Origin of the sequence: Mucilaginibacter robiniae (assembly GCF_012849215.1) — a bacterium.
Lineage (GTDB): Bacteria > Bacteroidota > Bacteroidia > Sphingobacteriales > Sphingobacteriaceae > Mucilaginibacter > Mucilaginibacter robiniae.
Window position 1 is genome coordinate 2,831,077 of the sequence record NZ_CP051682.1, and the last position, 11,958, is coordinate 2,843,034.

At 38.7% G+C, this 11,958-nt stretch carries 8 protein-coding genes; 6 read left to right on the top strand and 2 right to left on the bottom strand.

Annotated features, from left to right (window positions below):
* The first annotated feature begins 31 nt into the window (after window positions 1-31).
* A complete protein-coding gene (locus tag HH214_RS12620) occupies window positions 32-838 on the top strand; it encodes a hypothetical protein (RefSeq protein ID WP_169608173.1) in 807 nt (268 codons plus the stop codon).
* Between the two features lie 145 nt (window positions 839-983).
* Here the strand turns inward: HH214_RS12620 and HH214_RS12625 are convergent, their stop codons facing one another.
* Together HH214_RS12625 and HH214_RS12630 are read right to left on the bottom strand one after the other, a co-directional pair.
* On the bottom strand, window positions 984-1,394 hold the full coding sequence (locus HH214_RS12625) for a VOC family protein (protein WP_169608175.1): 411 nt from the start codon (window positions 1,392-1,394) through the stop codon (window positions 984-986).
* A 269-nt stretch (window positions 1,395-1,663) separates the two neighbouring features.
* On the bottom strand, window positions 1,664-2,668 hold the full coding sequence (locus tag HH214_RS12630) for a LacI family DNA-binding transcriptional regulator (RefSeq protein WP_169608177.1): 1,005 nt from the start codon (window positions 2,666-2,668) through the stop codon (window positions 1,664-1,666).
* A 175-nt stretch (window positions 2,669-2,843) separates the two neighbouring features.
* Here HH214_RS12630 and HH214_RS12635 point away from each other — a divergent pair, with 175 nt between their 5' ends.
* The 5 genes from HH214_RS12635 (at window position 2,844) to HH214_RS12655 (ending at window position 11,929) form a co-directional block, all read left to right on the top strand.
* Window positions 2,844-3,722: an inositol oxygenase family protein gene (locus HH214_RS12635; RefSeq protein ID WP_169608179.1), complete on the top strand. Its 879-nt coding sequence runs from the start codon at window positions 2,844-2,846 to the stop codon at window positions 3,720-3,722.
* A gap of 45 nt (window positions 3,723-3,767) precedes the next feature.
* Window positions 3,768-6,809 carry a SusC/RagA family TonB-linked outer membrane protein gene (locus HH214_RS12640; RefSeq protein WP_169608180.1) on the top strand — a complete coding sequence of 1,014 codons (3,042 nt, stop codon included), beginning with the start codon at window positions 3,768-3,770 and terminating at the stop codon, window positions 6,807-6,809.
* Window positions 6,810-6,827: 18 nt separating this feature from the next.
* Window positions 6,828-8,501 carry a RagB/SusD family nutrient uptake outer membrane protein gene (locus HH214_RS12645; protein WP_169608182.1) on the top strand — a complete coding sequence of 558 codons (1,674 nt, stop codon included), beginning with the start codon at window positions 6,828-6,830 and terminating at the stop codon, window positions 8,499-8,501.
* Window positions 8,502-8,666: 165 nt separating this feature from the next.
* A complete protein-coding gene (locus HH214_RS12650) occupies window positions 8,667-10,298 on the top strand; it encodes a sodium:solute symporter family transporter (RefSeq protein ID WP_169608184.1) in 1,632 nt (543 codons plus the stop codon).
* Window positions 10,299-10,375: 77 nt separating this feature from the next.
* Complete coding sequence (locus HH214_RS12655; protein ID WP_169608186.1) at window positions 10,376-11,929, top strand: glycoside hydrolase family 28 protein; 1,554 nt, start codon at window positions 10,376-10,378, stop codon at window positions 11,927-11,929.
* The last annotated feature ends 29 nt before the right edge of the window (window positions 11,930-11,958 follow it).

The window sequence follows — 11,958 nt, forward strand, 5'->3', positions numbered from 1 at the left end:
TTTAAGTTTGTTGAGATCAATTGCCTTATCAATGAAAAAACAAAGCTTATTAATCGCCTTAATTATAACTTTAACTATCCTAAGTTCTTCTCATACGTATGCGCAACTAGGTGGTTTACTTCAAAGAGCGAAAGACAAAGTTGCCCAGAGAGCTGGTGAAATGATGGACGGTAAGAAGAGCTCAAAAACAGAGACGACGACTTCAAATAGAAGACATTCCGTTACTACTGTTTTTGATTTCACATCAGGTGATTCTTTGATCTTTGCGGAAGATTTCTCAACAGTGCCGGTTGGCGCATCAGTAAAATCATTAAAAACAAACGGTGCTGCAACGGTAGCTACAGTGGAAGACCAATCAGGTAAGTGGTTGCTCATGGAACAAAGTGCAACTTATCGCCTTACCAAGCAACGTTTTTATCCAAAACACTTTACGGTAGAATTTGATATTGTAGTTGCTGCAGATAAAGTTGGGGATGTTTATCCTGTAGTTTTTGGGTTTACTAATGATAACAGTACAAAGGGCTATATCTCACAAGATGGCGGTCACGTAACGGTTCAATATTATAACAATGATAAAGTAGCTGTTTCTAACAATCATGGTAAGTATTTGACAACTGATTTTGATTTAACACCCTATAATAACCGCCCTATGCATGTTTCAATGATGGTTGATGGTGAGCGGTTTGCCCTTTACTTAGATAAGGCAAAAATTGCTGATACCGAATTCTTTTTACCAACAGATACTAAAAACCTGTACATAAGTGCGCCAACACAATATAGCAACGGTGCTAAAGTTTTAATTGGTAATTTGCGTATTGCCGGCTTCAAAAAGATTTAATTCTTGAAAGTTAGAAGTTGAATAGCCTCTCGTGAACTGGCTTTAAGCAAATTTTCTTTTATACGTAAATGATAAACCCCAATGCAAAGAAGTAACAGCCAAGTAAAACAACGTTTGCTTAACTGCTACTTCTTTGCTGTTTTACTTAGCTATTGCTGGCAAATTTCTTAATTGCTTCTGGTGTAACAGGCGTAAAGAAGTTCACCAGGTTGCCATCCGGGTCGCGAAATAAAAATGACTTATTACCCCAAGGCATGGTTGTTGGCTTTTGTACCATATCAGGTTGAATGGATTGAGCTATTCTAGAGTACTCATCATCAACATCCTTTACAAGAAATTCTATAATGGCAGTTTGGTTCTGAGCAGCTTTGGCAATCTCATCACCACCAAAAAACTGCAACGTTTTGGTACTCCCAATAGCCAACGTTGCTGATGGGGTTTGTAGTTCAGCAAAATCATCCGTGTACTGTATAGCTGCTATTCCAGTAACCTGCTCATAAAATTTCACCAGCTTCTTTACATCGGTCGTAATAATTCTAATTGAAATAAGATTCATAATTCTATTCTTTGTTAATAAACGTTCTTTATTAAGGCAAAGATGAATTAGTGTTGTGACAAGGGTATGTCAGGAGTAGCAAGATTTTTTTGCTGTTTCTATAACTAAAAATGAGCGCGGTTTAAATTAACGTGAGTGAGGTATTCGGACTAGCACTAGGATACATTACTGAATTACTAGCTTATACAGTGATGACGCGTTATTGGAAAAAATGTTGCCAAGCTCTGTACAACAAGTTTGTGGCAATAGAAAAGATTTTACCTGCGTAATTAGCGAGTTGATTCTCTGCAAATGAGTTTAGATGGCAGAATGACAAGTTCGGGATCTAAAACTTCAATATTTTGTGATAGTTTTTTAAAGAGGGCTTTAGCAGCTGCTTGCCCCATTTCAAATGCAGGCTGATTAACTGTTGTAAGTGCAGGATTCATAAAACTAGCTATACCTAAGTTGGTAAATGTTAGCACTTTTACTTGTGTCGGTATTGTAACCCCCAAATCATTACAAACCTGATATACTAACGGCGTAAGTTTTTCAACGCTTAATATCACGCCATCAGGCCGTTCTTCTTGATTAAACAAGCTTGTTAAAAGCTGGTAATTTTCTTCGTCGTTCTTACCGCAGTTAACAATCAGTTCGTTGCTATTTCCAACAGATTGTAAGGCTTTTTGATATCCTAAAACACGATTACGATTGATGGATAAGCTCCCAGAATTGGCTATAAACGCAATTTTATGGCATGATTTTGATAACAGATGATGAGTAGCGTTAAAGCTGCTTTCAAAATCATTAGTTACTATTTGAGCGGTAGGCAAATCTTCGCAAACTCTATCAAAAAATACAACCGGGATATCATCATCTATAACATCCTTAATGTGGCTGGTATCACTGGTTTCTTCTGATACAGACATTAAAATGCCATCCACACGACCACTTTTAAAATATTGCATAATGGCCTGCTCCCTTAAAAAGCTTTCGTGACTCAGATAAATAAGTACATGATAGCCAAATGCTTGTGTAATAGTTTCAATGCCGTTGATGGCTTGGGCAAAAAAGCTATCTGCTATTTCGGGCAATACTACAGCTATGGTTTTGCTTCTGCGCTTACGTAAGCTACTCGCATACGGATTGGCAACATACCCCAGCCGCTGCGCAGCTTCAGATACTGTATTCTTAGTAGCCTGACTGATTTCATAACTGTCAGCCAAGGCTTTAGATACCGTGGCTACAGATAAGGAGAGCTCTGCTGCAATCATTTTTAAAGTAACGGCTGACATAAGAAAAATATAATTGGTTGTGAAATATAGGAGATAATTTCCGAAATCGTTTTCGCAAATAAATATTTCATATTTGCAAATGCTATGAAAATCTGCAATATCTTAGTTTTGTTTTTAAAACAATACCATTATAAACTCGCAGGCTTCTCATAACCCTGCTTATTTTTTTACAAGTATGAAAAATTTAAAAGAGGAAGAAATCAATCCGCTTAGCAGCCTTGATGTATGGGAAGATGATGTTGTAAATCGTTATCCTGACCCGGAATCGATTGCTACATCCAAAACCACTGAAGAGTATCGGCAGTATGACGATCCGAAGCGGGATACTGTTAAAGAGTTTTACCGTTTGAATCATACTTATCAAACTTTTGATTTTGTTCAAGAGAAAAGGCAAGATTTTCTTAGCTTTAAACGCAAAGAAATGTCAATATGGGAAGCTTTTGATTTTTTGAATCAGTTAGTAGATGATTCAGATCCTGATACTGATTTGGATCAGTTTCAGCACCTGCTTCAAACTTCTGAAGCCATCAGGGCTGATGGGCATCCAGATTGGATGGTACTTACCGGACTTATGCATGATATGGGAAAAGTACTTTGCCTTTTTGGCGAACCGCAGTGGGCTGTAGTGGGCGATACTTTCCCTGTGGGTTGTGCGTATTCTGATAAAATTGTTTATCCTGAATTTTTTAAAGCAAATCCTGATTTTAGCAATCCTTTATACAACACACGCCTTGGCGTTTATACCGAAGGCTGTGGCTTACGGAATGTACATATATCATGGGGGCATGATGAATATGTTTATCAAATGATGAAAGATTACTTACCGGAGCCAGCCTTATATATGCTACGTTATCATTCCTTTTATGCATGGCATCGTGAAGGTGAATACAGCTATTTGCTGGACGATCATGACCGGGAAATGCTGAAATGGGTAAAACTGTTTAATCCTTATGATTTGTACTCTAAAAACCCGGTTCCACCAAACTGGCCAGAGCTTCGGAGTTATTATGAGGGTATTATCGCCAAATATTTGCCGCCAACATTAAAATTTTAACAAGAATCATTAAGCCCTAATTATGAACCAAGTTTTACGCTAATTATGAGATTAAACCTAAATTATTTTAAAGGTAGTTGTCTGCCTTTGTTGCTGTTCTTTGCCTTATTTTTCGGGCAGCTTCATGCGTTTGCTCAATCAAATACCGCCATTACCGGTTTGGTAATTGATAGTAAAGGCAATACATTGCCTGGTGTTACCATAACAGTTAAAGGTGTTTCCAGAGCAACACAGACCGATGTGAACGGTAAATTCAACATCAATGCTAAAAACGGCGATGTGCTGGTGCTAACCTCAGTAGGATATACCACTAAAGAGGTGAAGTTAGGTACGGAAACCTATTATAAGATTGACTTAGTGGATGCCAGTACCTCACTAAAAGATATAGTGGTGGTAGGTTATGGTACCAGTTCACGCAGAAACTTGTCCAGTGCTGTTAGCACCGTTAAACAGGAAGATTTAAACCGAGGCGCTATTTCGGATGTAGGGCAAGCTTTGCAGGGTAAAGTTCCCGGATTAAACATCACCGCCAGCGGTGATCCTAACCGGCCGGCTGCTGTAGTGCTGCGTGGTGCTTCTACTATAAACAGTCCAGGCGGACCATATTATGTCATAGATGGTGTTCCTGGAGCTGATATAGCTGCTGTAGCGCCGAGCGACATTGTATCAATGGATGTTTTAAAAGATGCTGCTGCTGCTGCTATTTACGGTAATCATGCCTCTGCTGGTGTAATTATGGTAACTACACGACGGGGTAAAAAAGGCCAGGCTACTGTTACTTACAGCGGCTATGCTGGTGCAGAAAAAGTAAGCAGCCAATTGAAGCTGATGAATGCAGATCAACTCCGGAGTTATGTGGCTGCTAATAACGGATCATTTTCTCCCAATGATGATTTAAAGGCCAACACCGATTGGATGAAAGCTATTGAACGTTCAACAGCGTTTTCACAAAATCATAATATCTCTTTAAGCGGTGGTTCAGAGCATGGTACTTATAGTGCCAGTTTAAACTACTTCAAGAAAAACGGTATTTTACAATCAAGTTCATTAGAACGTGTAGTAGGCCGTTTAAATGTAGAGCAATATGCTTTGAACGATAAACTTAAGTTTAGCCTGAATGCATCAAATTCGGTAAGCAACTCCAACAATACGCCGTTGCAAAATATTGTGCTGTTGCAGGCTGCCAAGCACTTGCCTATCTCACCGGTTTATAACACAGATGGCAGTTACTTTGAAAACTTTACTACAACAGGATACTTCAACCCCGTAGCTATTATTAAAAATGCACAGGATAACACAAAGTATAATGTGTTACTGGGTAGTTTTAACACCGAAGCTAAATTGCCATTTGGATTAACCTATAACGTTAATCTTTCATACCAGAAAACCACCTCCTTACATGGCGAGTATTATGGTAGCTACTACAGCAAATATCCAACATCCAATTTTTATAATAATCCCGATCCTGGTATTGGTATAGGGCATACACTTATTGGATCGTTGTTTGGCGCTAATGGATCTGCTTTTAGATCTAGTTATACTAATACTACTAAAACCTTAGAAACTTTCTTGACCTGGGATAGACAGCTAGGTGATCATTCCATTAATGCTGTTTTAGGCTACTCTTACCAAGATTATGTATATGGTGATGGGCTGCAATCATCAAGTACTAATTTTCCAAGTGATAATGCTAGCTTTTATAATTTAGCCTTGGGTAATCCTTATGCTATTTCTACCTACCGCATAAATTATGGCAGTGACCTGCTTTATGGTGATATACGAATGATATCTGACTTCTTCAGGCTAAGGTATATTTATAAAGATAGATATATTTTCCAAGGGTCAGTTCGGAGGGACGGAAGCTCGGCATTTGGAGCTAACAACCACTGGGGCTACTTCCCATCTGTAAGTTTGGCATGGCGCATTTTACAAGAGGATTTTATGAAAAATCAAACTATGTTTAATGATTTGAAACTTCGCGCAAGTTATGGTGTAACTGGTAATTCTCAAGGTATAGGAGCCTATAATGCATTAACTTATTACGTTGTAGCAGGTACCTATTACAACAATGGTGTGCAGGCCGCTGCTTATGCACCCGCTCAAGGAACCAACCCTGATTTGAAATGGGAACGTACAGCCACTACTAACTTAGGTGTTGACTTTGCTATCTTAAAAAACAGAATTACCGGTTCAGTTGAGGTTTATGATAAAAAGACTACTAATATGTTGTTTACCTACAATGTATCATCAGCATTAGTACCTGGTGGCAGAATCAACGCTAACGGTGGTAGTATCAGTAATAAGGGGGTAGAAGTTACCTTAAGTTTTGCTCCTGTTTCAACTAAAAACTTTAGCTGGTCAAGTACCATTAACGGCGCTTATAACAAAAACAAGATTACTAGCTTGCAAAATCCTTATGCTAATGTTGATTCTACACGCTATTCTGATCCGGAGGGGCCTGGTCAAACTAATGCTACTTTGCAGATATTGAAAACAGGCTACCCAATTGGACAGTTTTTTACCTTCAAGTATGCCGGTAAAGATGCCAATGGTAACTCGCTTTTTTATAAAAAGAATGGAACCACAACTACGCAGCCTATTATCGGTACCGATTATTTTTATACCGGCAGTGCTCAACCTAAAGTCATAATGGGTTGGAATAATACTTTTAGGTACAAGAACTTTGATTTAAATGTGTTTTTGCGAGGTACTTTTGGTAATAAAATATTTAATGCTACCCGTGCAGATTTATCTTACACAGCTGCTGCTACTACTAATAACATACTCGTAAGCGCTGCAAATGATAAAATATCAGATGTTCGGAATTCCTTTTATTCAGATCGCTATATTGAAAGTGGTTCTTATGTGCGCCTAGATAATGCAACACTTGGGTACAACATTGTAAAATCAGTTAAGTACATCAACAACATTAGGGTTTATGTAACAGGTAACAACATAGCTACCATTACCGGTTACAAAGGTATTGACCCTGAAATTAATCAAGGTGGTATATCACCAGGCATTGATTACAACAACTTCTATCCTAGAACACGTACGTTCCTGTTAGGTGTTAACGTATCATTTTAATTGAAAGAATTAAACGTTATGAAAAGAATAATATTTGGAATAGTTTCCTTACTCAGCGCAGTAACGATTCTATCATCCTGTCATAAACTTGACCTGCAGCCTACTTCAGAGTTGTTGGCTGATCAATACCCAACAACTGCTGCTCAATATACATCTGCATCGGGCCCGATATACATTGCTTTAAGGGGCGACTATGCGTTAAGCTACTTTTTTACGCAAAGTGCCTCAACTGATGAATCCGTATTACCTACTTTTGGGTCAAACTGGCTGGATGGATATAAATATCAAGAATTACACCGCCATACCTGGACTAAGGATAATGCCTGGATAAATTCAACCTGGACTTACTTATCAAACATAATTGGTACAGCCAACCAAACCATCTACGTACTGCAGTCAGCCCCGGCAGGTACTGCCAAAACTCAAGGCATGGCAGAATTAAAAACTATGCGGGCACTGGCCTATTTCATGATGATGGATAATTACGGAAGTGTGCCGTTAGATACTTTGTATGGTAGTATTCAAACAAAAGCTAATGCATCTCGTAGTCAGGTATTCAATTATATAGAGAGCGAGCTTAAAACTTCTATTCCGTACTTGAAAACAACAGTGGGGACAAGTACTTATGGGCTACCTACTAAATATTTGGCTTATTCAATCTTAGCTAAAATGTACCTGAATGCCGCTGTATATACTGGTACAGGTCGTTATGATGATTGTATTGCTGCTTGTGATCAGATTATCAGTTCAGGGCTGTATAGTATAGAACCTATGTCAAGCTACCTGCAAATGTTTTATCCAACTAATGGGCCAAGTGCTAAAGAATTCATCTTCGCCATACCTTTTGATGCAACTACTACGAGCGGTAATATGTATTATGCCCGTTATGATTTGAACCGGAACCAAGGCATCAGATACTTATATGCAGGTTCTAACCCAGGTTCGTATACTGATCCGATTATGAATCAAAATACAGGTAATGGTTTGGTTAACAGTATGCCAAGCGGACCTCGTATGACCACGAATGAATATTATGCTAATTTTGATGATCCGAATGACGTTCGTAACAAGCAATGGTTAACCGGTGCACAATATTGGCAAGATGGTAAACCGCTCATGGTAAGCACCACGAATAAAGGTTATGATCAGTTTTATACCGGATCTAACGCTGCTGGTTCTTACGTTTATGCATTGAATTTAACCCCACTTGGGTCAAAAGTTCGTTCGGGGACAAATTCTGATTTTGATTTGGGTAATGATGAAATTGCCTGGAACACCGGTTACCGTAATATTAAATTCTATCCGGATTATACCAACACCATCAATCGTAATCAAAATAATGATGTGCCCTTGTTCCGCTATTCTGATATTATCCTGATGAAAGCGGAAGCTATTTTACGTGGTGGTGCGCCTACGTCTGGTGCAACTGCCTTGTCTTTAGTGAACCAAATCAAATCAAACCGTACAACATCTGCAGCTTTAACCAGCATCAGCTTGGACGGCATTTATAGTGAACGTTGCAAAGAGTTTGCTTGGGAGGCTTGGCACCGTAATGATATGATACGATTTGGCAAATATGAAAACAGCTGGGGTTTAGGCAAAACCAACGCTGATACTTATCGTCGCCTTTTCCCGATACCTACTGTGGCTTTCCAAACCAATTCAAAACTGGTGCAAAATCCGGGATATTAATTTTTCCTGATAATCAATTAACTCTGTTAACTCAATTAGCGGAGTTAATTGATTTCAAACTTTGTTATTTGACGTTAGCTAATTCGCAACAGAGCATTGTTGTATTGGTATTAAATACTGTATAATTAAGGTGTTAATTGCAGTATATCAAACTACACCCTAATTATGAGCAAAAATCATTTGCAAACAGCCGATGTTATTGTATTTTTTATTTACTTTCTCATAGTATCTACCTACGGATATTATATATACCGGAAAAAGAAAAAGTCTGATAACCCGCAAGATTTTTTTCTGGCTGAAGGCTCTCTTACCTGGTGGGCTATAGGTGCATCTCTTATTGCATCAAACATCTCTGCCGAGCATTTTATTGGCATGTCAGGTTCGGGTTTTGCCATGGGGTTGGCTATATCCAGCTACGAATGGATGTCTGCAGCTACACTTATTTTAGTGGCTTGGTTTATTATTCCATTGTATTTGAAAAACCATATTTATACCATGCCTCAATTTTTAGCCCGCAGGTATAATGATCAGGTAAGTACAATAATGGCAGTTTTTTGGTTACTGGTATATGTGTTTGTTAATCTAACTTCTATCATCTATTTGGGTGCACTGGCTGTTTCTGCCATTTCTGGTTTGTCATTCAATTTTTGTGTTTTTGCATTAAGCCTGTTCGCGATAGTTGTAACGTTGGGCGGCATGAAGGTAATTGGCTATACTGATGTTATTCAGGTGCTGGTACTCATAGCTGGCGGTTTAATAACTACTTACCTGGCACTGTCACTCCTTGCTCGTGAGTACGGCTTCGGCAGTGACATTATGAAAAGTTTTGGTGTACTACGTAGCCAAGCTTCAGATCATCTTCACATGATTTTTGATAAATCCAGTCCTCACTATATGGAATTACCCGGTACATCAGTTATCATTGGTGGTATGTTGGTGAACAACCTGGCTTATTGGGGGTGTAATCAATATATTGTTCAGCGTGCGTTGGGCGCTAATTTAAAAACTGCTCGTACCGGTATTTTATTTGCCGCTTTTTTAAAGTTATTAGTACCTGTTATTGCCGTGTTACCCGGTATAATTATGTATGTACTGCATAATAAAGGTTTGTTTCAGCATGAAATGCTGGGTAGTACAGGCGTTGTTAAACCCGATCAGGCTTATCCCACTTTAATGAATTTATTGCCCGCGGGCTTAAAAGGTGTGGCCTTTGCTGCACTTACAGCAGCCATCGTTGCTTCCTTGGCCGGAAAAGCGAATAGTATATCTACTATATTTTCGCTGGATATTTACCAGAAATACTTTAATAAATCAGCTTCCGAAAAGAAGTTGGTAGTAACCGGGCGCTGGGCCGTAATTCTATGCATGTTTATTGCTGCGTTGGTCACACCGGCTTTGCAATCTCTTGACCAGGTTTATCAATTTATTCAAGAATACGTCGGCTTTTTCTCGCCTGGTGTTTTAGCAATATTTATGCTTGGGCTTTTCTGGAAGCGTACAACAACCGCAGCCGCCATGACTGCCGCTATACTCACCATTCCAATATCTGCCACACTAAAGTTTTTACCTTATTGGACGAATGGCTACTTTCCGGATTACCCTTTCCTGGATCGCATGACGATTACCTTTATTCTGGTAGTTGTATTAATGGTGATAATAAGCTTAGCTAAACCGGTGCAGTACAAATCTTCAATTATTTTACCTCAACGTCATGATTTTAAGGTAACTCCAGCCTTTTTAATTATGGCAGTTATTATAATGGGCATATTAACGGCACTTTATACAGTTTACTGGTAAACCAAATCCATTACAAAAAGCAATGGTGTATTTAAAAATTATAACTTTTATCGATGGAGAAAATCAATACTATTCACATGCGTAAACATTCATATAAAAAGCATATTGGATTGATGGTATCGTTGTTGGCTTTAGTTGCTAATACAACATATGCTCAAAATAAAACATATACAATCACTCAATACGGAGCCAATCCTAACGGCAAAACTGATAATACAAAAGCTATCCAAAAAACTATTGACGTAGCTTTTGAGAATGGAGGCGGAACAGTGTTAATACCAGCCGGAAACTTTGTAACGGGTGTTATTCATCTTAAATCTAACATCGATTTGCATTTTGAAAAAGGGGCTGCTTTGCTGGCAACTATCAATCGGATTGATTATGGACCACAAAAGGCATCCGCATTAATTGTAGCTACTGATTTACAGCACGTAGCTATTACAGGTGATGGCATTATTGACGGTAGGGGTGAGCTCTTGTTAAAAGATATATACCGAATGCTGCGTGCCGGTACATTAAAAGACAATGAGTGGCAAACCTACAACCCGTGGCACCAAATGCGCCCGGCTGAAGATAACCGGCCACATTTAATGGATTTTAAAAATTGCCAGGATGTTACTATAACAAATATAACCATAAAGAATGGTTTATGCTGGATACAGGATTACAGAAGTTGTAAAGACATGGTGGTAGATAACATCAAGGTAGAGAGTAATACCTTCCTGAACAATGATGGAATCGATTTGGTTGATTGTAAAAATGTGAAACTGACTAACAGCTTTTTTAATGTGGCTGATGACGGGGTTTGTTTAAAATCTTCTGACCCGAACGGGGCATGTGAAAACATTGAAATAGCTAATTGCCGTATCCGGTCAAGCGCCAGTGCATTCAAAATGGGAACAGCTTCTTTTGGTGGCTTTAAAAAGATTAAGGTTCGTAACTTAGATATCTATGATACTTATCGGTCGGCTATAGCTATTGAAACTGTTGATGGCGCGTTAGTGGAAGATATAGATATCCGCAATGTAAATGCAAAAAATACAGGTAATGCTATTTTTATTCGGTTAGGGCAGCGTAATCAAAAAGCTGCACCGGGTAAACTACGTAGAGTTTATATAGGTCAGGTTAAAGTACAGGTACCAGCAGGTAAACCTGATGCTGGTTATCATATGGAAGGGCCTATAGTAAGGAGTAAGCATCATGTATTCCCGTCTTCCATCGTGGGGATACCTGAGCATAATGTAGAAGACGTGACTTTGGAAGATATTGAAATTGCTTATGAGGGTACTACTAAAAAGGATTATGCCAAGTTTAATACAGATAGTTTAAAGAGCATCCCGGAAGTAGTAAGTGATTATCCTGAGTTTTCTATGTTTGGTGAGTTACCTGCCTGGGGCTTTTTTGCAAGACATGCGGATGGTATCACCCTTAAAAACGTAAAGCTTAGCTACCTGAAAAATGATTTGCGTACAGCTTGCATATTTGATGATGTAAAAGGCATCAACATTAATGAATTAAGTATTAATAAAGCGCAAGTTAATCCGGCTATCATTATTCATCAATCAACTACCAAAGCTATTAAAAATGTTGATGTGGCGGGCTTTAAAGATCAAAGCATACTCATCAAATAAATAGAATCAGCACTAGTTCTTCTTCCCCC